The sequence below is a fragment of the Cytobacillus sp. BC1816 genome (assembly GCF_051353635.1).
Taxonomy (GTDB): Bacteria; Bacillota; Bacilli; order Bacillales; family Cytobacillaceae; genus Cytobacillus; species Cytobacillus oceanisediminis_C.
In genome coordinates this window covers 3,116,177-3,140,701 of record NZ_CP195611.1, presented here as the reverse complement: position 1 = coordinate 3,140,701, position 24,525 = coordinate 3,116,177, and the positions used below count along the sequence as shown (strand labels likewise).

At 37.0% G+C, this 24,525-nt stretch carries 16 protein-coding genes; 12 read left to right on the top strand and 4 right to left on the bottom strand.

The genetic code is table 11. The annotated features are described in order from the left end of the window. The first annotated feature begins 3 nt into the window (after nt 1–3). Both ACR42H_RS15970 and ACR42H_RS15965 read left to right on the top strand, forming a co-directional pair. Nucleotides 4–1,026: a PD-(D/E)XK motif protein gene (locus ACR42H_RS15970; RefSeq protein WP_436371790.1), complete on the top strand. Its 1,023-nt coding sequence runs from the start codon at nt 4–6 to the stop codon at nt 1,024–1,026. Nucleotides 1,027–1,029: 3 nt separating this feature from the next. Further along, a complete protein-coding gene (locus ACR42H_RS15965) occupies nt 1,030–2,841 on the top strand; it encodes an AIPR family protein (protein WP_436371789.1) in 1,812 nt (603 codons plus the stop codon). A 12-nt stretch (nt 2,842–2,853) separates the two neighbouring features. Here the strand turns inward: ACR42H_RS15965 and ACR42H_RS15960 are convergent, their stop codons facing one another. Then, nucleotides 2,854–3,300: a very short patch repair endonuclease gene (locus tag ACR42H_RS15960; protein WP_436371787.1), complete on the bottom strand. Its 447-nt coding sequence runs from the start codon at nt 3,298–3,300 to the stop codon at nt 2,854–2,856. Between the two features lie 191 nt (nt 3,301–3,491). Here ACR42H_RS15960 and ACR42H_RS15955 point away from each other — a divergent pair, with 191 nt between their 5' ends. The 8 genes from ACR42H_RS15955 (at nt 3,492) to ACR42H_RS15920 (ending at nt 18,488) form a co-directional block, all read left to right on the top strand. Continuing rightward, the gene (locus ACR42H_RS15955; RefSeq protein ID WP_436371785.1) at nt 3,492–5,222 is read left to right on the top strand and encodes a DNA cytosine methyltransferase; all 1,731 of its coding nucleotides are present in this window, start codon (nt 3,492–3,494) and stop codon (nt 5,220–5,222) included. A gap of 538 nt (nt 5,223–5,760) precedes the next feature. Further along, nucleotides 5,761–7,209 (top strand): ATP-binding protein, encoded by a 1,449-nt coding sequence (locus ACR42H_RS15950; RefSeq protein WP_436371783.1) that lies wholly within the window; start codon nt 5,761–5,763, stop codon nt 7,207–7,209. Continuing rightward, on the top strand, nt 7,210–9,924 hold the full coding sequence (locus ACR42H_RS15945; protein ID WP_436371781.1) for a Z1 domain-containing protein: 2,715 nt from the start codon (nt 7,210–7,212) through the stop codon (nt 9,922–9,924). It begins immediately after the preceding gene. After that, entirely contained in the window at nt 9,914–10,849 is a 936-nt protein-coding gene (locus ACR42H_RS15940; RefSeq protein ID WP_436371779.1) for a PD-(D/E)XK motif protein, read from the top strand. The genes ACR42H_RS15945 and ACR42H_RS15940 overlap by 11 nt, the downstream gene beginning before the upstream one ends. 15 nt (nt 10,850–10,864) lie before the next feature. Further along, nucleotides 10,865–12,940 (top strand): AIPR family protein, encoded by a 2,076-nt coding sequence (locus ACR42H_RS15935; protein ID WP_436371777.1) that lies wholly within the window; start codon nt 10,865–10,867, stop codon nt 12,938–12,940. 354 nt (nt 12,941–13,294) lie between these two features. Further along, entirely contained in the window at nt 13,295–15,682 is a 2,388-nt protein-coding gene (locus ACR42H_RS15930; protein WP_436371775.1) for an AAA family ATPase, read from the top strand. Beyond that, entirely contained in the window at nt 15,654–18,134 is a 2,481-nt protein-coding gene (locus tag ACR42H_RS15925; protein ID WP_436371773.1) for a DUF2357 domain-containing protein, read from the top strand. The genes ACR42H_RS15930 and ACR42H_RS15925 overlap by 29 nt, the downstream gene beginning before the upstream one ends. 30 nt (nt 18,135–18,164) lie before the next feature. Then, nucleotides 18,165–18,488 (top strand): nucleoside triphosphate pyrophosphohydrolase, encoded by a 324-nt coding sequence (locus ACR42H_RS15920; protein ID WP_436371771.1) that lies wholly within the window; start codon nt 18,165–18,167, stop codon nt 18,486–18,488. Between the two features lie 266 nt (nt 18,489–18,754). Here ACR42H_RS15920 and ACR42H_RS15915 read toward each other — a convergent pair whose 3' ends face one another. From ACR42H_RS15915 to ACR42H_RS15905, 3 genes are read right to left on the bottom strand one after another with little or no spacing between them, the layout of a single operon-like run. Continuing rightward, nucleotides 18,755–19,933, bottom strand: a complete 1,179-nt coding sequence (locus ACR42H_RS15915; protein ID WP_436371769.1) for an MFS transporter — start codon at nt 19,931–19,933, stop codon at nt 18,755–18,757. A 25-nt stretch (nt 19,934–19,958) separates the two neighbouring features. Continuing rightward, complete coding sequence (locus ACR42H_RS15910) at nt 19,959–20,459, bottom strand: 3-isopropylmalate dehydratase small subunit (protein WP_436371767.1); 501 nt, start codon at nt 20,457–20,459, stop codon at nt 19,959–19,961. Continuing rightward, entirely contained in the window at nt 20,456–21,703 is a 1,248-nt protein-coding gene (locus ACR42H_RS15905) for a 3-isopropylmalate dehydratase large subunit (protein WP_436371765.1), read from the bottom strand. Before ACR42H_RS15905 ends, ACR42H_RS15910 begins: the two co-directional genes overlap by 4 nt. Before the next feature lie 356 nt (nt 21,704–22,059). On the opposite strand from ACR42H_RS15905, the gene ACR42H_RS15900 reads away from it, so the two are divergent. Both ACR42H_RS15900 and ACR42H_RS15895 read left to right on the top strand, forming a co-directional pair. Beyond that, the gene (locus tag ACR42H_RS15900; protein ID WP_436371763.1) at nt 22,060–22,833 is read left to right on the top strand and encodes an IclR family transcriptional regulator; all 774 of its coding nucleotides are present in this window, start codon (nt 22,060–22,062) and stop codon (nt 22,831–22,833) included. A 24-nt stretch (nt 22,834–22,857) separates the two neighbouring features. Continuing rightward, the gene (locus ACR42H_RS15895) at nt 22,858–24,525 is read left to right on the top strand and encodes an L-aspartate oxidase (RefSeq protein WP_436371761.1); all 1,668 of its coding nucleotides are present in this window, start codon (nt 22,858–22,860) and stop codon (nt 24,523–24,525) included.

Here is a 24,525-nt window from a genome sequence, read left to right as displayed (position 1 = left end):
GCTGTGTTGAACCTAAAAATAGAGTTTGAACAAATGATTCAAGAGCTTAAAAACCAGGACGATAGTGAGGTATATAAGCTGAATGTCCTGACATACGAGAACCCTGTTATGTTTGCAGGAATCGATCCTGCGAATCATCATCGTCAGCTGTACATTGATCTCGGAACGGAAGCATGGGACGACAGCCAGGAAAGAGCCCTTCCAAAATGGCGGGGCATGTCTGTCAAAGTGGAATACTTTGAAAAGCTTTTTCTCTTAAAAGAACATTACTTCCTTGTAATCCGTCAAGAGGATGAACAAAGCCCGGAAATTTTCGATGTCGTCCTCCAGAACCTTGCTGAACATTTAGTTGCTGAAAAAGAAGAGTCGCTATTTTCTACTGTATATAAGGTGCTTGACAGATGGAGGACTTTCTTTCAGCGAGGCGGATTTAAACGGCTTTCTGAAGAACAGCAGCGTGGGCTATTTGGGGAATTATGGTTTATCAATGAATGGCTGGACAAGCACCCAGGCCAGCCCCCTCTCATTATTGAGCAATGGGAAGGGCCGACCAAGGGGCGGATTGACTTCAAAGGTTCCAGGTGCGGGCTTGAAATCAAAACAGTGATTGATAAATTATCAAAAACCATTAAAATATCAAATGAGAACCAGCTTAAGTTAAGTGAAGCCGTTTCTTCAATTTATCTATATGTCTGCTTTCTTGAACAAAGCCGGACACATGGCATGAGTCTTCAAGAGCTGGCCGGACAGGTCCGTGCCAAGCTTGCAGAACGATCTGAACGAATTGCTCTCATTTACAGCGATTTAATGACTGATCTCGGCTTTAGGGAAGAAGAATATGGCGATACATTGTTTTTTGTGGAAAAAACAGAAGTTTACGAAGCAGGGGAAGATTTTCCACGGCTGTTAAAAGAGCATCTGCCAAAGGGAATTTCTCATGTAAGCTATAATATTGATCTGACTCATTGTACGGAATATGAGAAAGATCCGGAAACCATATATCAAATGTTTAGAGTGGAAGGGTAAAAGATGATAGAAACTAGACAAAGAAAAGAATTTCTCCTCGATTTCATGGAGGAGCTGGAAGAAAAGGCAATAAAAACGGGCAGCTATCAGGTTCCATTCCTGGAGAAAATGATTTCCTTTATGGACAGGCCTGACGATCCGGAAACCCTTATTCCTCCTTATAAAGATACATCAAAAAATATTGCCGTGAACGCCTATTCTTATGATGATGAGAACCAAGTTTTAGACCTGTATGTGGCCGATTACAATTTTGAGCAGAACGAAGAAGATCTGCTTTCTATTAATATGACTGCTGTAACGGAAATTGCCAATCGGGTTAAGCGCTTTGTCACAAATGCAAAGTCTCTTCTTCAGACCATTGACCATTCACTAGAAGCTTATGATCTTGCTAAAGTCATAGATGAAGAGATGGAGAATATTAATGAGATCAATATCTTTGTTGTGACAAACCTGTACTATTCTTCAAATAAGCCGGTAGAGATGACGATTCCAGGCATCGAAACTGTGAATGTCCAGGTTTGGGATATTGACCGGGTGCAGCAGCTGATCACTTCCGAGCAGGCTGTCGAGACCGATTACATTGATTTTGAGAGAGACTACGGTGAAACATTTGAGATGATGTTTGTTCCGGATCCATCTAGCGGAGTAAAGGAATTTGATTGCTATGTTGGCTATATTTCAGCTGAATTGCTTGCTAAAGCCTATGATGAATGGGGTCAAAAGCTGGTCGAGCGAAATGTTCGTTCTTTCCTTCAGGCAAGGGGCGGAACCAACAAAGGCATTCGCGATACGCTAAAAGATCCATTCCAGCGCAGAATGTTTGTGGCCTATAACAACGGCATTTCAACCGTGGCGCGCACAGGTGATTTTGAGCCTGTGGAAGATGGAGTGAATCAATATAAAATCAAAGGTCTCAGCGGCTGGCAAATTGTGAATGGCGGCCAGACAACAGCATCCATTCACAAGGCTTATAAGGACGGAATCAGCCTGAAGGATGTCTACGTCCAGGCAAAACTGACAATCCTTCAAGTTAATGAATTTGTTTCGAAGGATCAGCACCTGCTGGAAGATGAAATGATCTCCCGCATTTCACAATATGCCAATACGCAAAACAAGATCAATAAATCTGATCTATTGGCCAATACACGCTTCATGTCTGATTTGGAGAAATTCTCGCGCAATATCTGGATTCCGGCAAAAGACGGAAGAAGGCCAGAAAGTAAATGGTACTTCGAGCGTGCCAGAGGCCAGTATATGGTGGACATCAACCGCCGCAAGCGAGGAAAAGAGCAGACAGATTTCAAGAAGCAGTACCCGAAAGATAAAGTCCTTACAAAAGTCGATTTGGCTAAATACTTTATGTCTTGGGAAGGCTATCCTCACGTTTCAAGTAAGGGCGGAGAGGAAGCATTCAAGAAGTTCATGGATCTGAACAAGACTTTCTGGAGCGGCAGCACACAGGATAAGATTACTCTATCCGTGTATCAAAAATTAATTGCCAGAGCCATCATTAATCAGCGCGTCAAAGAAATCGTTGATGAAATGAAGCTGAGAGGCTACAAGGCAAATGTCATTTACTATACAGTGGCAATGCTTCATCACCTCTACAGCGAGCAAATTGATTTGGTTGGTGTATGGGAAGAACAGGCACTTTCAGATAAATGGGATGATATCGTACGTACGATTGCAGATAAGACTTTGTTCTATCTGAAAGAATCTGCTGGTGAGCGGAACGTAACGCAATGGGCGAAGCAGGAAGCTTGCTGGATACAGTTTAAAGAAACCTGCTCCCAGGAACTGAAAAACTTAATTTAACAGAAAAACACCCTAATCTTCTGATAAAGATTCAGGGTGTTTTTCCTTTAAAACTGAATGGGTTCTAATAAATTCAGCTAAAGAGTCAACTGCAGCATCGAAGTCCTGTTTGAACTCATGCTCCCAGATGCGCATCACTTTCCAGCCGTTATCCTGATAATACTGATTCACTTCCTGATCCCGGCTGACATTGCGAGCCAGTTTTTTTGTCCAATACTCCTGATTGGATTTTGGCATATTCCCGTGAATCGGGCAGCAATGCCAGAAGCATGAGTCTATAAAGATGACGATTTTATATTTCTTTATGGAGATATCCGGTTTGCCGTACATTTTCGCATTTTTACGGAACCGAAATCCTCGCCTCCAGAGAGCCTTCGTGATGGCATTTTCCAGCATTGACTGCGACTTGATGGCTCTCATGTTATTGGATCGCTGTTCTTTGGTTATTTTTTCAGGCATGGAATCACGTCCGGTTTTGAGTTTATATTGGAATCTTACCCATGAGTGCTGAACATTACACCATTTGACATGAATCGAAGAAAAATAATTATGTTATAATTGAAAAGTTGACTAAAACTACTTTTCGAACGAATGTTCTTATATTAAAATATAGATAGAAAGACTACTTCTAGCAGAAGTGAGGTTTTAAGATGGAGAAACTTAGAGTAATGGATCTTTTTGCAGGGGCAGGCGGTCTCAGCAGCGGCTTTGAACAGACCGGGAAATTCAAAGTGAAAGTTGCTGTCGAAATCAATGAGAACGCAAGAAAAACCTATGAAATGAACCATGAAGACGTTATTTTACATAAAGATATTACAAAGCTTAAGTATGTAAATGACGAGGGAGAAAAGATTGATGAATTCCGAGATATTGATGTGGTAATTGGCGGCCCTCCATGCCAGGGATTTTCAAATGCAAATCGTCAGCAGAATACTCTTATATCTTCGAATAATCAGCTTGTAAAAGAATATCTGCGTGCGATTGAAGAGATTCGTCCGAAGGCTTTTGTGATGGAGAATGTGAGGACGATGGAGTCGGAGAAACATAAGTTCTTTCTAAATGAAAGTGACGAAGCTGAACTCGTTAAGCTGGGAATTGAGCCGGCAGAAGAACATATTAAAATTGGCAAAAGCACATCATACGCTGATAAATTAAGGGAATTCCTTCTGAATGCTTACACAGAGGGAATAGAATTAACACCATTCATGATTAATAAGGACTTAATGTCCAAATTAACTTCACTACTAAAACATTCTAAGAAGCAATCAAACAAAGATCTGCTGAACTTCATACAGAAAGAAACAAACCAAAAATACTTATTAAAGACAGTAAACCAGCAATGGCTTGATCAGCACAGTGAATACTGGGACAGCCTGTATCAATTAGACTGGGTAGATTTAGGCGATATATTAAAGAAATTAATGGACGGAAATGCTCAAGATAACAGTTCATTTAAAGAAAAACTCGAGAATATCATTGAAGCACAAAAAGTCATTTATAAGATTTCAGAGGTTATAGACAACCAAGTTAAACTATTTGATATTCAGGTGAAACAGCATGATCTTGAAATCACCATCAAATCCTTCAATGTGTTTAACTATATAAAAAGGAAGCTGTCTAACTTAGGCTATGTCTTTAATGAAGACAAATATATTTTCAATGCTGCTCAATACGGTGTTGCACAGGAAAGAAGAAGATTAATTCTGATGGGCATCAGAAAAGACTGTTTGAAAGCTGAAGCGGTAGTGACACCAGAGCCATTATTTCAAAGCAGGGACGAGTATAACAAAATTTATGATGCGATTGGTGACTTAGAGAACATTTCGCCAGAAGTTGACGTGAAAAAAGATGAAATGTATAAGGATTCTCATCGTCCATTAATCGGCAGTCCATTAAATGCATACCTTAACAACAGTGATAAAATCTATAATCACGTTAGAACAGAAACGCGTGAGGTAGCTTTAAAAAGATTTCAGTCACTGAAAGAAGGGCAAAACTTTCACGATTTGGATGAGTCGTTAAAAACAACCTATACAGATCATAGCAGAACACAGAATACCATCTATAGAAGACTTGCTTATAATGAACCTTCTGATACAGTACTTAATGCAAGAAAATCGATGTGGGTGCATCCTGCTAAAGACAGAGCTATAAGTATTAGGGAAGCTGCTAGGCTACAATCCTTCCAGGATTCTTATAAATTTTTTGGGTCAAAGGACTCTCAGTATCAGCAAATAGGGAATGCGGTTCCTCCGCTGCTTGCAAGGGCGATTGCTGAGGGGTTACTAGAGTCACTTGGTACTGAGACTGAGCAGAATATGAAGGGAATTTTACGTTTGGAAAAAAAAGTAAATAATATAGAAGTTTTGAGTGGTAATTAGAATAATTATGTGATTAGTTAAGCTGTATCCAATGGATGCAGCTTTTTTATTTATTAACTCTACTTTTTTTTTAGCATGGTTATTTGGTAAAATATTTCCTAAGGATAGCTAAATTTTTGTATACTTAAAAATGTTAAGAATAAATAAATCAGTTCAGTTTAACTGTACCTTGCATCTATTTATTCAATTACTTTTTATATGAAGGAAAATTAAGAAATTTTTTATTGATTTTTAATTCAGGTTTATTTAATGCTGATAATAATATTAATTTATCTAAAAACAGATATAATCTACTTTTAATAAGGATTTTTTTAAAAAAATTTATTAGAGGTTATGCATTAATAAACTTAATTTTTTTATTTTCGGAGATGATCATAAGGAAGTGAAAGTGTCACAAAGACAGACCTGTGTATTTTTATCTTCTATTAAACTCTTAAAAGCTCATACATAAATTTGCATTTTAGGGAAAATAAAAGTGCTACCCTTATCTGTATACATTAGAAAAAATATAAGATTTTACGTGAAAGGAGATATAGAAATGAGAGACCATGAACTACCCCCTTATGCTCCTGCTCTAATGGAGTCAACAAGGGCAATTGGTTACTCAATTGAGACCGCAATTGCAGATATTGTCGATAATAGTATTACAGCTATGGCTAATAAAATAGAAATAAATTTCTTTCCTATTGGATCTCCTTATTTATCAATTTTGGATAATGGTATAGGAATGACAAAATCTGAGTTAATAGAAGCAATGCGTTATGGGAGTAGCAACCCTCTAGATACTAGAGGAGAGGAGGATTTAGGTAGATTTGGATTAGGTTTAAAAACCGCTTCAATGTCCCAATGCAGAAAGCTGACGGTTATTAGTAAAAAAGGGGAAACTTTTTCTGGGGCACAGTGGGATTTAGATCACATAGCTAGAACCACTAAGTGGTCACTATTATTATTAGCAGAAGAGGATTTCAAAGCATTTCCTCATGTTGAACAACTTAAGGAAATGGAATCAGGTACTTTAGTTATCTGGCAAGAACTTGATAAAGTAAAAGAGGGTACTACCAATTTGTCCACAATAATGGGCAGGTACATGGATAATGTCCGAAAGCATTTATCCCTAGTCTTTCATCGATATATTAATGGTGAGGTTGGAATTCAAAGAGTTGCTATCGAGATTAATAAATTGTCAGTTGAAGCTATTGATCCGTTTCTCACGGAAAAAAGCACTCAGGTCATAGACGATGAAATTATTAACATTGATGGACAGAAAGTGATTGTACGACCGTATCTACTTCCTCATATTTCTCAGCTGAATGAATCTGAGATTAGTATGTTAGGGGGAGAAGATGGTATTAGGAAACTTCAGGGTTTTTATGTATATCGTAATAAACGTCTATTAATATGGGGAACTTGGTTTAGGATGATGCGTAAGGGAGATTTGTCAAAATTGGCAAGGGTCCGAATTGACATCCCAAACTCACTGGATTCTCTCTGGACATTAGATATAAAGAAATCAATGGCAATTCCACCGGCTATTGTACAACAGAATGTTGCTAGCATTATAAAAAGACTCGGAGAAGTTAGTAAACGTACATGGACTTTTCGGGGAAGAAAAGAAATTGATGATGATAAGATCCATATTTGGAACCGTCTTAAAACAAGAGATGGGGGGGTCCTATATGAAATCAATAGAGATCATCCTTTAGTTGAAGCGATAAGTTGTAATAATAAAAGAGAGATACACAATTTATTTAAACATATAGAAAGAAGCCTCCCTTTAAATCAGTTATATGTCGATTTAACAAGCGATCATAAAATTGTAAAGGATAGTGAATTATCAGAAGTAGATTTAATTCAGATGATTAAGGGGTTACTTTCTGGTTGTAATAATGCAAAAGAAAGACAAGAAATGATTAATAAGTTATCTATAACAGAACCTTTTGCTCAAAATACAGATTTGCTCGAGAAGATGCTTCAGGAGGCACAATAAATGTTAAGTCAAAACGCACATCTACTTGAACGATTTATTTCTATTTCACTTAATACAAAATATCCTTCGACCCCTCCGGGAGAGGAAGCACTCTTAAATGAGGCAAATTCCCTTCGATCCAATTTTTCAGTTACTAATGAAGAGTTTGAACAAATTATTAAAATTCTAAAAGCATCTATGCAAATCACCATGGATGTTGGATTGTTTATATCCGATCAAACTAGTGACCATCAGTCTTGGCTACCAAGCAGGCGTGCGGAAATAGACTTTTTTTACTGGAATCGATACAAAAGATATCTCGAAGAAGTAGAAGGCTGGAATAGTAGGGTTACAGCAAATTTAGATACAGTATCTACTGAAATAGTGGATTTATTAGGTGATCCACTGAGTAAAAAACAATGGCAACGCCGGGGTTTAGTGTTAGGCGATGTTCAGTCGGGAAAAACTGTCAATTATACGTCCATTTGTAATAAAGCAGCTGATACCGGATATAAAGTGATTATTGTTTTGGCAGGAATGCAGGAAAACTTGCGAGTTCAAACGCAGGAGCGTTTAGACAAGGAATTTGCTGGTAGATTGAGTAAGAATTTGTTAAAACTTAAAGGCAATAAAGAAGTTAGGAATGTTTTTGATGGAGTGGGGAAAATAAATTCGTCCAAACGTATTTCAGCGTTTACCAGTGTCTTATCTGATTTTAATTCAACTATCTTAAGAAGTAACGATTTAACCCTAAGAAATAATAATGAACCTGCTTTGTTTGTTGTAAAGAAACATAAAACTATACTGAAGAATTTGGAGAATTGGTTAGTTTCAAATAATGCAGATTCTAATGGTAAGATTGATTTACCACTGCTGTTGATTGATGATGAGGCAGATAACGCATCTGTAAATACCAAAAAAGAGGAACAAGATCCAACCGCAATCAATTCAGCAATTAGATCTATTCTAGATAAATTTTATCAAGCTTCATATGTTGGTATTACAGCAACTCCCTTTGCAAACATTTTTATAAACCCTGATTCTGAAGATGAAATGGTGGGGGATGATTTATTTCCAAGAGATTTTATTTATGTCCTCCGTCCTCCAAATCACTATATTGGGGCTGATGCCATGTTTGGTGATTCCGCCCGATATAGGGATAGTTTAGTTGAAATTGATACTGATGAAATTGAGCAATTCTTTCCATCTAAGCATAAAAAGGATCTTGAAGTAGATGATTTACCTAACAGTCTATATGAGGCATTAGGATATTTTCTATTAGTAAATGCTATTAGAGATATTAGGGGAGATAATAATAAACATCGCTCAATGCTGGTTAATGTAAGCCGTTTTACTGATGTACAAGTTGAAATAAAAGATCAAATTATAGTATGGCTAGAACAAGTACGTTCTGATGCGAGAAATTATGCTACTCTGAGTGAAAAACAAGCTCTGTTAATAGAATCTCTTAAGTACTTAAAAGGTATATGGGATAAGTACGAATTGGAGAGTAAAGCAGGTATTCCTTGGGAAGAAATGCAGCAAGAATATCTTTATAAAGCTATTGCCCCTGTGGAAGCACGAGCTGTTAACCAAAAAACAGGAGCAAATAGTCTTGATTACTACTCACATAAAGAAAAAGGATTTCGGGTAATTGCTGTGGGTGGTATTAGTCTCTCAAGGGGATTAACTTTAGAGGGATTAATTGTAAGTTATTTTTATAGAAATTCACAAATGTATGACACTCTTCTTCAAATGGGAAGGTGGTTTGGATATAGGCCAAACTATGATGACATTTTTAAAGTATGGATGGCAAAGGATGCAATAGATTGGTATGGCTTTATAACTGAAGCTGCAAACGAACTGAAAAACGAGATAGCTCGAATGAACAGATTGAATTTAACACCAAGGGATTTTGGACTTAAAGTAAGACAAGACCCTAATTCTCTTATAGTAACAGCTCGTAATAAAATGAGATCTGGCACGCAGGTTAGTAGGCCAATTAGAGTTACGGGCAAGCTGCTAGAAACACCTCGTTTAAAATCTAAACCAGAAGTATTAAAATCCAATGAAAGGGCTTTCAAGAGATTTGTTTCAAAATTGGATACTGAAGTTAATAAAGTTAAAAATAGAGTTATTGGGCAATTATGGACTGGTATCAACAAGGATTCTGTAGTTGATTTACTGAGAAGCTTTGATACGCATCCATGGCACTTAGCATTTCAAAGTAGAGCATTAGCTGATTTCATTGATAATAATGGTGATCTAGTTGTATGGGATGTTTTTCTTCCCAATGGATCTGGTTCAGAATATCATCTTGAAGGGGCAAATGGCATAATCACTGTTAATAAGCAACAACGGATATTAAAAGAAAAAGATGGAATGATTAAAGTATCAGGCACAAAGGTAAGGGTAGGTTCTGGTGGTGCAACTCGTGCGGGCTTGTCAGAAGAACAAGTGAAAAAAGTGAAAGAAGCCTTTTTAAAAGCAAACCCTGGTAAAAAAAGTATTCCAGATAGTGCATACTTAATCGAGGAAAGAAATCCTTTATTGTTATTACATGTACTTGAGAATAAAGATGAACCAACCCTAAAAATTCCAGAGACTCTTTTTGCTCTTGCAATTGGTATCCCGGGTGATGGTGAAGTGCAAACAGCAAATTATATAGTAAATCTAGTCGAATTAAGGGATTGGATGGATGTAGACGATGAAGAGGATGAAGACGATGATAACTAATGAATCCTTGCTTCTAAAATGGAATACTCTAACCTTTAATGCAAATGCTTTTGTTAGAATTGATGCCGACCATTTTTTAGAGTGGTATATAGGATACGAAAATATAAATCAGAAAGTTTTGTTACTAGTTACTGAATTTGAACCTGATACTCTACCATCTTCTAAATCTGTTCAAGTTTCTACAGGGAAACGTATTGATGGTAACTGGGCGCTTTCCTTTAAGTTGATTCGTGTTGAACAGGAAGATGTTTTTATTCGTCTATGTTCTGACTTAATCGAATCCTCGCGCAAGCAGCAAAATAACTTATCAGGACTAGAGTGTGTAATTAGTAGATATAATCAGTGGGCGAAATTGATGGAAATCTACAAGACAGGTGTACTAAGTGAATCAATGCAAAAAGGGTTGATAGGGGAACTTTGTTACTTAAAAGAAACCATCAGAGGTGGTATGTCTTTAGGTGTTGCAGTAAATGGCTGGTTAGGACCTGAAAAAGCGGATCAAGACTTTATTTTTTCCGATAGATGGCATGAAATTAAAGTAGTAGGTTTAAGTTCAAGCGTTGTTTCAATTTCCTCTCTTGAACAATTAGACTCTCCGGTCCCTGGTGAATTAGTCATATATTTTTTAGAAAAGACCGCACATAACGATGTATATGGTTTTACACTCGAGAGCTTAATAAGTGAAATTAGGGAATGCTTAATGGAGAGCCTAGAAATAGTAAATATGTTTAATGAAAAACTTTTACAGTATGGGTATATTGATTTACCAGAATATCAAAAGCAATTTTATAGATTGAGAAAAGTCAGTAAGTATAAAGTGAATAGTAAGTTTCCTAAACTTGTTAAAGGTAATGTTCCTATTCAAATTGCAAGCGCAGGTTACCAACTTAGTATCCAGGCCATAGAACCTTGGAAATTGGTTTAGCAGGGGGAGTGTACTATGGATATTAAGGAATTTAGAAAAGAATTAATAGAGGATGTGCGTTCTACAGCTGCTGCTTATGGAGAAGGATCAAATACAGCGTTTGTAAATATTATAGCGGACAACTTAGTTTCGGCTGAGGTGATTCCTGATTTTACAAACGCATTTTATCTGGGGCAGGGAATAAGGAATAGAAAGGTGAGAATTGATGGTTATGCCTTAGATGAGTTTGATAATACTTTAAATCTAATAGTTTCTGATTATAATGCAAGTGAAGAAGGTGCCATTTTAACGCGTAAAGACGCCGAGCAGATATTTCAATGGCCGATCCGCTTTATTGATGAAGTGTATAAGAATAATTTAAGCCAAAGAATTGAAATAAGTACTTCTTCGGCTGATTTAATCGATTTGTTTGTTCGGAATAAAGGTAAAATTAATAAGTATCGAGTATTATTATTTACAGATCGATATATAAGTGGTCGAATTGAGAGCTTTGAATTTGGTGAATATGATGATATCCCTATCGAATATCAAATATGGGATATAGAACGTTTATTTAAGATATTCTTAGCCGAATCAGGTAGGGAAAGCATAGAGATAAATTTCACTAGCTTTTTACCGAATGGCATTCCTTGTTTGGAAGCAAGTAATGAAGGGATAATAGACTATCGCTGTTTTTTATGTATAATTCCTGGAAAGGTTTTAGCAGATATATATGACTTTCATGGAGCCCAATTATTAGAAGGAAATGTTAGATCATTCTTGAGTACCAAAGTAGCAGTCAATAAAAAAATAAGGCAGACAATATTAACTGAACCAAAAATGTTTTTTGCATTTAATAATGGTGTTTCTGCAACAGCAAATTCTGTAACTATAGAAAATAAACCTGAAGGGAAATTTATCACCCATGTTCGAGATTTTCAAATCATTAACGGGGGACAAACTACCGCTTCCCTTTCCAATGCAAGATTCCGAGATAAGGCAGATTTAAGCGATATTACGTTACAAATGAAATTGACAGAAGTTAATGAGGATATTGATGAAACCCAAGGGTTACTTCAAAAAATTTCTCGTTCCTCCAATAGTCAAAATAAAGTAAGTGACGCTGACTTTTTTTCCACACACCCTTTCCATATACGAATGGAACAAATTTCAAGAAGGCTGTTTGCACCAGCAGTTAAAGGCGCACAACATGATACTCATTGGTTTTATGAGAGAGCTAGGGGACAATATCTTCAAGCGCAAATGCGTATGAAAAAGAGAGAAAAGGATAGATTTTTATTGCAAAATCCTAAAAAGCAATTAATATCTAAAACCGATCTAGCAAAAGCTCAAAACTCTTGGCGATGTCTGCCTCATATAGTAAGTAAGGGAGCACAGAAAAATTTTAAAGAATTTGCAGAATGGGTAGACAAAGAATGGTCTTCATCATCAGAAAGTTTTAACGAAAGATATTTTCAAGAATCTGTGGCCCTATACATTTTTTTTAAACATGTTGAAAAGTTAGTTCCCAATCAGACTTGGTATGAGCAAGGTTACAGAGCGAATATTGTAACGTATTCCATTTCCTTATTTGCACACTTACTAAAGAAGCAGTACAATGATTACACTTTAGATTTACAAATAATTTGGAACAAACAAGAGGTACCTGAGGTAATTACTAACCAAATGGCAAAAATAACCAAATCGGTATACGAATCAATTACAGATCCATCTCGAGGGAATGCTAACGTGACACAATGGTGTAAACAGGAGGCTTGTTGGAAACGTGTAACAGATTTAGATATTGTGATCGATAACAAAATAGAATCTATTTTATTGCATAAAAGGGATGTTAAATCAGAAGTAAGACAAGCAGTTAGGGAACAAAAAGTTATAACAGGTATAGAAGCCCAAACTGAGGTTGTAAATAAGGGAGTGGAATATTGGAGCAATTTACATACCTTTATTATTGACAAAAAAATTGCAACCTTTCTCGAAATGCAAGCATTAAAAATAGCTTGCAAATTACCGCTAAAGCTACCAAACTCAGTACAGAGCCAATTATTACTTTCTTTAGTTGAAAAGGCGAAATTAGATGGCTGGAAAGAATAACTTTGTTTTTGAAAACATTTGTATTTAGATGCTATGATCAAATGGAGAAGCAATTCAAATAGTTTAGGAAAACTGGTGGAAACTGCCGCTAGTATAACATTAACATTAACTAACTGGGATCAAGCCCAAGTTCTTAAAAGTAGTTACTTCATTAGAAGATAGCAGCTTGCAGGTAAATGTCAAAAAAGACTTTTGCCTGTAGGCTTTTTATTTATTTTGATGAAGTAGTATTTTTAATAAGCATTTAGGAAAGTGGCTGTTGCCAAAATGGTTAGACACTATAAAACTGTATGAACTGACAAATCTTAGTGAGGCAAAAACTATAAGAGAAAATTTTATTGAGGAGCAGGAGTAATGGGCAAAGAAGATACAATATTAATTAAAATTGGAGTTTCGTTTAAAGAAGGTATGACACCTGAAGAGTTGTATCATGCAACTAGCGTTAGCTGGGTAATTAGTGAGAATAGACTCCGTTCTGGTGATCTGAAATACTTTTGTGCGGTTTATAATAACGAAATTAAAGAGATTTATAATCTAAATGATTATGAAAAGGATAATCATCCTGATAATAAAGGCCGTTTTATTTTGTTTGGCGAAATAGCTGAAGATCCAATTAGGTCAAAACTCCTAGACCTTAATATTCGAGATATACACAAAGGTTCAGGTAATCCAATTAAATATGTAAAAATGGAATGTTTATTATCAAAGGTTAATAACGATGGTCTGAGAGAAACAGAGATACCAGATAACTCAATGAAATCAATTTTTATGTCCATAGCCAAAAATAAATCGGAAATTAGAACTTTAAGTACAAATAAGCCTAACTGGATAACAAATTTTAACGAAGCAGAGATACTTGTTGAAACTGAATCGTCAAGAGAGAGGTTTTCGCGAGGTGAAGAACAAAACCCATATGCTGCTATTACTTACGATTCCCTTTCAACAGCATGGGAAGAGTTTTTAAATGTTAGGATAGCTTCACCAAATGACTTTATTAAGACAAAAGGCAGGTCTGGGTTTATCATGTCATTTTTTCATGAATTGCCTTTTGTTGATAAAGTAGTAAGTGACAACACACAATATATCAAATTGAAAGAGTTTACAACTGACCAGCTACCTGAAGCAAGTTTGGAGCAGACAATGCAGCTCTTAAACGACATTATTAACCAGGATATAGACCCAAAAGAAATATCTCAAAAATATAAAGAAGACTCAATAAAAAGGCTGAAGCTCCGTGCTCGTCAGGGGCTAAAATTATTGGGGTTCTTAAATGGAGAATATCAAATCCAGCAAAGTATTTTAAATGGATATATTGATGCTGTAAATAAGAACGAATATCTTTCAAAACTGATGCTGCACCATCCATACTTTTTGGTGATTTATCAGACACTTTCTTTATTAAAAGGAATAAATAAAACAGATAAGCTTTCATTACTTTCAGAAATTGGGATGATAATTGTCAGAAACTCCAAAGGCTCTAATTTAATGGAACCCTCTGTTTCCCAGTATAGGACAAGAAATATTCTGAATTGGCTTAGAGAAACAGATTTGGTGAATGAGGAGTGGGATGTGTTAGATGATAAGTTAGATGCAAAATATACCTTATCTACAAGTCCATCAATGGTGAGAGAAGATAAGTCTAAAATATTATCTTTCAATGAAATAATCAATCACATTTACTCTTACATAAATAGCAAAGGCTTTTACTACCCAAAAGAAGAAGTCATTAATTTATTCCTATCTCTAAAAACCAAACCCTTTGTGATCCTATCAGGTATCTCAGGAACAGGTAAAACCAAAATGGTGCAATGGTTTGCCGAGAGTATAGGAGCTACTGAGAAAAATGGACAGTTTACATTGATCCCTGTCCGTCCTGACTGGAGTGACGGATCAGATCTATTAGGATATGTAGATATCAAAGGCGATTTTAAAGAAGGACCTTTAACAAAAGCGATTAAAGCAGCAGAAGAGCATCCAGAGTTGCCTTACTTTGTTCTTTTAGATGAGATGAATTTAGCACGAGTGGAATATTACTTTAGTGATATTCTCAGTGTAATGGAGAGTAGAAGATGGGAGGATGGAAAGGTTGTTTCTTCTACTTTATTATCGGAGGAGGTCGCAAAAGGAGAGGTCACACTTCCTAATAATCTTTATGTTATTGGAACCGTTAATATGGATGAAACGACGCACCCTTTTAGTAAAAAGGTGTTAGACCGTGCTAATACAATTGAGTTTAATCGAGTTGAGTTGGATAATTTAATTTTTCTCCAGGATCTTGAGGACAAAGATCCATTAGAAATAGGTCAGAGTCAGCTTGCCTCAAAATATTTGCACTTAAAGGATCTGTACAAGGTAGATACAGAGATTATTGAAAAGGCTACAAGTGAGCTGGTAAGGATTAATAAGAGTCTTCTACTTATTAATGCACATATTGGGTACCGGGTTAGGGATGAGATTTGTTTCTTTCTGGCCTATAACAAAGAAGGTGATCTAATGACCTTTGAGGAAGCATTTGATCATTGCATCCTTCAGAAGATCCTGCCGCGTCTGTCTGGAAGTGACTCAAGAATTGATCAGCTGCTAAGGGAGTTATATCTACTATTTACAAATACTGAGTTTCAGGAGGATGAGAAATCTCAGTTCGATGAACAAAGTGCTATTTATCCTAAGAGCGCTCGAAAAGTGATTGAGATGCTTAGGAGGTTACAAGCGGATGGCTTCACATCCTTCTGGATCTCGTAACGAAGTTGAATTGGTTAAGATTGAAACCGATGATTTCTCTCTTGTGGTGAAAGGAAAACCGTATCATGTGAGATATGAGGGGTTAAAACAGTATCGTGCAATGGATATGCATGATGTCATGCAGTTTTCTGTTCATGGGGATCAGGTAAATCAGGTATTAGTCTATGATATTGAAACACAGCTGCTTCAGGAATCTACTCAATTAAGGCCTATCTTTTTCGAAAATGGAGTTTATCAGGTTATTGTCATACCTAAAACAAGCAGAGACTTATCCTTTTATCATGAGCATCCTGGTTTAAGGCAATCAATATCTAAAGTGGAAATCCCAAACACTTATATGTTAATGGGAAACTTACAATTCCAGAATGAAGTGGGATTTACGACCTTTGAAATTAGAGATGGTAGTAAAAAGCTGTTAGAAGTAACGTTAGAGATTTTTCCAGCAAAGCTTGACTACAAGAATGATTATAAAAAGCTACTAGAAGAAGTTAATGATGAAATTTATAATCTTGCCTTTCATTTTATCCGGAAAACCTATTTAGGAGCTAGAATGAAGCTTGACTGCAAGCCTTCCAGAAGTGAATTTTACCGGTTAATTAGCAAGCATTTTGATCAGTTTCTGCAGGCGATTACCCGTATTGAACGGCAGCCTCATCACCTTCTCCAGAAAACGTATGAAAAGGTAAGGGGAGACCAATTAAATAAGCTGGACACTAGAAGCAGGAGCTATTTGCAAAAAAGACCTCATCTATTTACTGAGGTTTCAAATGGCATCCATATCAATAACAAAACACTCATGCCAACCGAAGGTCTTCGTGTTAAAAAGGAGCTTACCTTTGATACATTAGAGAATCGATATGTGAAATGGATGATGCAGCGGGTTACACATAAGCTTTATGATTTGCTGAAGACATTAAGAAATAGAAACTCCAGGTGGGAAGTAGAACCTGATGCTGATCTTTTAGACAAGATGCTCGAAATGATTAAGCATTTGGAGGGTAAGCTGAAAAGTCCATTTTGGAAGGCAATAAAAAAGCTGGATCGCTCTATCCTAAGCCTGGTTTTGCAAATGGCCCCTGGCTACCGCGATGCTTTTCAGATCTATCTGACGGTTTCTAAAGGGTTAATGCTTCAAGGAAAGCTTTATCAAATGTCTGTTAAAGATGTAGCAACTCTATATGAATATTGGACATTCCTGAAGCTCGGGCAAATCCTTGATAAAAAGTATCAGCTTGTGAGCCAGGATATTATCCAGGTAAACCGTGAGGGACTGTTTGTGAATCTTCAAACCAATCGGTCTGCAACAAGAAAATATAAACATCCCTATACCAAAGAGGAAATTATTCTAACTTACCAAAAGTATGAAAGTGGTTTGCCGACCATTCCTCAAAAGCCCGATACCATGCTCAGCATCGCTAAAAAGGGGAAAGACTTTACCTATAATTATGTATTTGATGCCAAGTATCGAATCGATTACGCCCAGGAAGGAAGTTATTATCAAAACCGATATAAGCAACCCGGACCACTTGAAGATGATATTAACACCATGCACCGTTATCGAGATTCTATCGTTGTCTATAATGATGGGCCATATGAAAGAACCGCTTTTGGAGCCTATGTACTTTTTCCTTGGTCCTATGAAGAGCTTTACCAGGATCATCACTTCTATAAAAGTATTGATAATGTCAATATTGGAGGGCTTCCTTTTCTTCCGAATGCAACGGACCTTGTCGAAATGTTTGTGGAGAGGCTTATTGAAAAAAGCCCTGAGGAAATCCAGCAGGAAGGAATCTTGCCAAGGGGTACATTGGAAAATTGGAACTCCAGCCTGGAAGAGAAGGTTCTTATCGGGCTTGTTAGAGATCGAGAAGAATATATTAGCTATAAACTGACATGCAGCTACCGTATCCCTGTAAATAAACTAAAATCTGGATGGCAAGAGACAAAGTATATAGGTCTTTATGTGAGGAACGGTGTATTAGAGCATAATGGAGTTATTTGCTATGGCATGGTTACGGATATTAGGCCACAAAAATTAGGAATCGATGAATACATGCAATTTAAAGTTGAACATTGGATCAATTGTAATCCTATCATTAAACCTGTTGGATATGGTATCGCTGAATATATGCATACGACATTGAGCAATTTGAAAGAATCTACAGAGCTTCCAGAACTGTTTATGAAATCCAAGGAAGAAAAAACGTTATGGAGAATGCTCAGGAGGGTCTCAGACAGAATATCCCTTGAACTTGACTCAGTTAATCTTGATATGGCTACTAAGGTTGAGGAATATAAGATTAAAAATGTTGCGATAAAAATTAATAAAGAAAATAGAGAAGTTTATTTCATTGGTGAAGGTGATCAAAAAACTGTACTTTTTGATACTTTACAAAGGAATCCTTCTTCCATTTTTAGAGACTTGATTAACCTGTTAGGCGGTAAGCAGTAAGAAAACTAATCATTTTAAGTGAGGGGAATAATGCCTGCATATAACAAGCTAGTCCGTGACCGGATCCCAGAAATCATTGCAGAAACAGGCAAGAACTATTCAACAAGGATTCTTGATCAGTCAGAATTCATTCAAGAACTCAAGAAAAAGAGTATTGAAGAATTAGATGAATATTTAAACGCTAATAATGATGAAGAGGCGATTGAGGAATTATCCGATTTGCTTGAAGTAGTACATGCACTTGCTGAGACTCATGGGGCATCGATTGAGAAGGTGGAGGAATTGAGAAGACATAAGGCTAAAGAACGAGGTGGCTTTAAAGAAAAAATTTTATTAATCGATGTAGAAGATTAAAAATGAGAAAGGAACTATGCAATGTAGTGGTACTTTCAAAATGGGATGTTCAGTATTAAGAATACAGTGAATAGGAATTACACTAATAAGCATAAGCATGAAAACTGGGTAATAATAGTAGTTTAAACGGAAGTACCGATTAGGGAGAAAAAGACAACTGACTTGAACTCGAGTTAGGTACTTTGATTTATTTATGCAAGTTAGTTAATCTCTTAATCAAAAAGGAAAAGTCCTCATAAAAGGATTTTTCCTTTTTAATTTAATTTTTACATTGTTTTTTGCTTTGTACGAGAGACTGCTGCTTTTCTCTTTCTGTTGTGAGCAATGCCAGTTCCTGCAGCAATGACGGCTGAACTGACAATAAAGATATTGATCAAGCCAATGATATTAGCTAAGGCACCTAAAAAAATGGGGGTAACAACTTGGGTTAATCGATTAACAGTCAAGCGTATACCCAATGCTTCAGCTACACGTCCGTTAATAGCATTCTGAATGGTAAGTGATATTGAAAGTGGCTGACCAATACCTAGGCCAATCCCAAGAATAAATGCTATTATTCCTGCAATGAGGATTTGAGAAAAGAAGGGCAAAGCAATATAGGACACACATGTAATAATCATGGAACCTATAAAGACAGAAACAGTTCCGAAACGGTTAGTTAAAGGGTTTAGATAAAAACGAATAATAACACTGGCAATTCCGTTTATCGAAAGTAGAAAGCCAATCGTTAGGTTGCTGTAACCGAACTGCAGACCAAGAAGGGGGAAAAAAGTTAAATATAAATCCTTTGCAAATAATATTAGGGTACTAAAAAGCAATGCCAGTCTTAGACCAGGTATGTTAAGCAAGTCCAAAAAAGACGGGCGTCCGTTCTCTAATACTTCTTCTCCTTTTTTCAACCTGACTGGTTCTTGATTTGGAACAATATGAATTAGAATGCAGCTAAGAAAACCAACAAATGCCATGAAATAAAAGGTAATGGAAAAGCTAAAGTAGTCTGACAGCATTCCGCTCATAAGGGGTCCTATTAATGTTCCAATTGCAACTCCAAAGCTAAACCAAGAGACATATTGATTTCTGTTCCTTTTTGTGGATATCCTGCCTACATAATCTTGGGCAGCTAAAATTAAGATAGTTTGAGCGGAACCAGCAATAAGCTGTGATAATACCAGCCCGAAATAATTAGGAAACAACCCTGGCAAAATAATTCCTATAATGCCAAGGTAACCTCCTGCAAGCAGTGTTTTCTTGGAATTTAATTGGTCTATAAGCCTTCCTAAGAGTATTGCAAATAGGAGAGGAAACAATGAAAACAAACTAGTGATCAACCCAATTAGATTTATGCTTGCTCCCAAATCATGAGCAAAGAGAGAGACAGTCGGTCGAGTGCCCATAATCATCGACATATAGATCCCCGCTATACAAACGATTAAGACGATTTTCATTCTATTTACACCACTTTTTAGGAACTTATTTGGTTAATTGATAGGTTCCTCTATTCTTTAAATACTCTACTAATCCCCCATCTCTAATTATATCTATCATGACAGATGGCATATCTGCCCCCTTATATATTACTGACTTTGTTAGGTTGTTAACTTCTCCGGTACTTAAATTAACATTCAGGATATCTTTATCATTAATCGTGTGGTCCTTGATTTCGACGATTGGCAAACCAATATTAATGGCATTGCGATAAAATATCCGGGCAAATGATCTCGCTATCACGACTGAAACTCCTGCCTTTTTTAAAGCTAATGGAGCTTGCTCCCGTGAAGATCCGCATCCGAAGTTCGTCCCTGCAACCAAAATATCACCCAATTGGAGCTTTGAGCGGAAATCAGAATCCAAATCTTCAAATACATGATCAGCCAGTTCCTGCATATTTAATGTCTTTGTATATTTGCCGGCAATAATTCGATCTGTATCAATGTCATTTCCATAAACATGTGCTGTTCCTTTCAGGTTCATTTGATTGCCTCCTTTATTAGGGTCAGGGGGTTGGTTATTTTTCCATAAAGTGCAGATGCAGCAACAGTGGCAGGCGAACTAAGGTACACATTGGAATTTCTATTTCCCATTCTGCCCCTGAAGTTTCGATTAGTGGATGAGATGATTCCTTCATCATTCCCTGGAACCCCAAGGTGAGTACCTACACATGGACCGCATCCGGATGGAAGAAAAGTTGCTCCTGATCGTGTCAGTATTTCTGCTGTACCGTCTTGAAGCGCTTTTAAATAAACTTCTCTAGAAGCGGCAGCGACCATAAAACGCACCTCCGGATGAATGGTTTTTCCTTTTAAGATACTTGCTGCTTCGTGTAAGTCTTCTAACCTGCCATTTGTGCAGCTTCCTAGAAATGCTTGCTGTATGGTGATTCCTTCAACTTCTGAGATGGATTTTACATTGTCAGGTGAGTGTGGAATGGAAATTTGAGGTTCGAGATCTGATATATCAAAAGTATAGATTTTTTCATAAATGGCGTCATCGTCTGGCTTAATATCGTTAAATTCATAGGAAAGGTTTAATCCTTCGGTATCAACAAATCCAGCTTTTGCTCCCATTTCTATTGCCATATTGGCTACTGTTAGGCGGCTGTCCAGGCTGAAATTGGTTAAAGCTCCACCTGTAAATTCGATGGCTTTGTAAGTTGCCCCGTCAATTCCTAATTGTCCTACCAGAAATAGAATTAGGTCTTTAGCGGATACTCCAGGCTGCAGTTTGCCTGATAGTTCAATTTTAATAGTCGCAGGTACTTTAATCCATGTCTTTCCTGTCAGCAAAACAGCAGCGAGATCAGTAGATCCAACTCCTGTAGCAAAAGCCCCTAATGCTCCATATGTGCATGTATGTGAATCTGCCCCAAGCACCAATTGTCCCGGCTTTACGTGTCCATTCTCTACCATAAGCTGGTGACATATCCCGCTGCCTGCATCATATAGGGTTATTTCTTGTTCTTTTGCAAAATCCCGCATAAAACTATGTAGATTAGCAATCCGTTCATTAGGAGCAGGCGCTGCATGATCAATGACGAAAACCACTTTTGAAGAATCCCAAACTTTTGTTCCGCCCATTTCATGAAAGCCCTTAATGGTTAGAGGGGCAGTGGTGTCTGAGGCCATTACAGCATCCACATCAACAATAGCAATATCATTTTGGAAAGCGGGCTGATCTGCATGTGCTGAGATAATTTTTTCAATTAATGTTTGACCCATTATAAAACCTCCTTATCAAAAATAGAAACAAATCAAACCGTATAATGGATTATAAATTCATTCTACGGGATAGTAAAATGGTTAGTCAACGAATAAATTTAGAGTATTTCAATAATTACGAAAATAATTATTTTTAAAACCCCTTATTTATCAAGTATTTTATCATTTTTTATTTGATTTTTCAGAATTTTTTATTGACAGTCTAAATCAACTCCTTTACCATGAAGTCAAAGCAATTTTGGATTTGTGATCCGTACAGCGGAATGGATATTTCGATTCGTAAATCCCATTTCGTATAATGGATTGAAATCTTAATTACACCCATCCATTTTGGAACATAAGAGGAGAAATAGAAGATGAGTGAAACAGTCCGTTCAGTAGAAAGAGCCATTGACATCCTTACAAGCTTTACAATGGAGAATCCAACTCTAACCGTACCTAACATAAGCCAAAAAACAGGGTTAACAAAATCAACTGTTTTTAGATTATTGGCTTCTTTAGAGGCAAAAGGGATGGTAGAAAAAAACCCGTACACGCATGAATACAGGCTAGGGATTCAATTATTATCACTTGGCAATGTCGTACAAAGTTCTTTGGAGCTGATTGATGTGGCCAAGCCGATTATGAAGGGACTTTCAGAAAAGACGCAGGAAACAGTAAATATTAATATCGTTCATGGTACAAATAGGGTCTGCGTTGACCGGATTGACGGAAATCAGGCTTTAAGAAAAGTATCTGAAGTAGGAAAACTGCTTCCATTACATGTAGGGGCATCAGGAAAGCTGTTATTGGCTTTTTCAGATCCCGAAGTTATCACACATGTATTAAAGGAGCAAAAAGAATTAATGGAAGAATCTGCTTTAAACAGATTAAAGCTAGAGCTTTTTGATATTAGAGAAAAAGGTTATGCAGCAAGCTTTAATGAGCGACTTGAGGGAACTGCCTCTATTTCTGCACCTATAAGAGATTACACTGGAGCAGTTATTGCAGGGATTACGATCTCGGGTCCGCTTGTCAGATTTACAGAAGTAAAGGTAGAACATTTTATCAGTGAAATCCTTGATGCAAGTGATAAGATTTCAAGAGAAATGGGATTTATTAAAGAAAAATTAAAAAATAAATTATTGTAATTTCAAATCTCTGGGGGGGAGTTTATGGAAATAAAGAAGCTAGTTACTGATGTACTCGTGGTAGGAGGAGGCTCTACAGGGTTGATTGCTGCACTTGAAGCTGAAAAACACGGTGCAGATGTCACGATTATTTGCAAACAAAAGGCTGGAAGAAGCGGAAATACAATTGTTTCAGGATCCGCTTTTTCCGTTGTAGTACCAGAAGAAGGCAATCCAGATTCCGAGGAAATTTATTTTAATGATCTAATCCGCTCTGGAAAAGGCATTAATCAAAAAGAACTAACTAGGACATTGGCCTTTAATTCTGGTAAAACAATAGAATGGCTGGAAGATTATGGTATGGAATTTTTTAAAACAAATAACGAGTACGTTAAAAGACAGCCGCCAGGTCATTCCCATCCTCGTTCTGTACCAACTATATGGGATGGATACTCCTATTTAGCAAGAGGCTTGTCATTCATGAAACCTCTTTCGGAAAGTGTGATTAAGAGAAACATAAGAGTTATGGAACAAACAGTCGTTGCTCATTTACTTACAACAAACGGTAAAATTGCCGGAGCAATTGCTATTGATATAAATGAAAGCGAATTCATTGAGATCTCATGTAAGGCCATCATCTTAGCAAATGGCGGAGCTGGAGGAATGTTCTCTCATAATAACAACACGGTGGGGATTACAGGGGATTCTTATGCTCTTGCCTATGAAGCTGGTGCCGTTTTGAAAGATATGGAATTTGTCCAATTCTATCCTACTCAGATGATTAAGCCTTTGAAGATGCCTGCATCCAATCCGCTTTTTGGTGATGGAGCTGTATTAAGAGATAAAGATAAGGAGTTATTTATTCACAGATATGTTGAAGGCGGAGATAAGGCTGCGACGAGGGATAAAATGGCCCAGGCTATATTTCAGGAAGTAGAGAGAGGCTATGGAGTTGAAGGGGGAGTATACTTCGATTGCAGCGGAATTCCAAAAAAGGTTCTAGAATCAAAGTATAGTCACTTCTGTAATCAGCTTAAGAAAAAAGGTGTAGATCCTCATAAAGATATGGTGATCGTCTCTCCGACAACTCATTACTTTTTGGGCGGTGTTAAGATTAATACGAACTGCGAGAGCAGCATACCGGGCCTTTATGCCGCAGGAGAGGCTGCAACAGGGACACATGGTGCTAATAGACTTTCAGGAAGCTCTATTGCTGACACAGTAGTTTTTGGCAAAATTGCAGGTGAGTCGGCAGCTGAATATTCAGCAGTTAACCAGCATGCAAAGATAAACTCGCTGGATTTATCCAACAAACTAGAAAAATTAAAGGTGAATTCTAAAGGTGAAGAATCTCTTGCGGATAAGAAAGAATTAGTGCGAACGGTAATGTGGAGAAGTGCATCAGTTGTGAGGGAGGAATCAATACTTCGTGAAGGGCTTAAGCAGCTTTATGAAGTAGAATCCATCTTGGATAAAATTGCTGTTCGAAATTACAAGGCCATTGTTTCCTTTCATGAATTAGCAAATATGATTACAGTGGGCAAGCTTACCATAAAGGGTGCACTTGAAAGAAAGGAAAGCAGAGGGTCTCATTGGAGAAGGGATTATCCAAATCAGAGTGAAGACTACCTAGGGAATTTTGAATATTCAAAATCATCAGATGGTGACATAATCAATTACCGTCCATTGGATGGTTTATTAATAAATAATTAA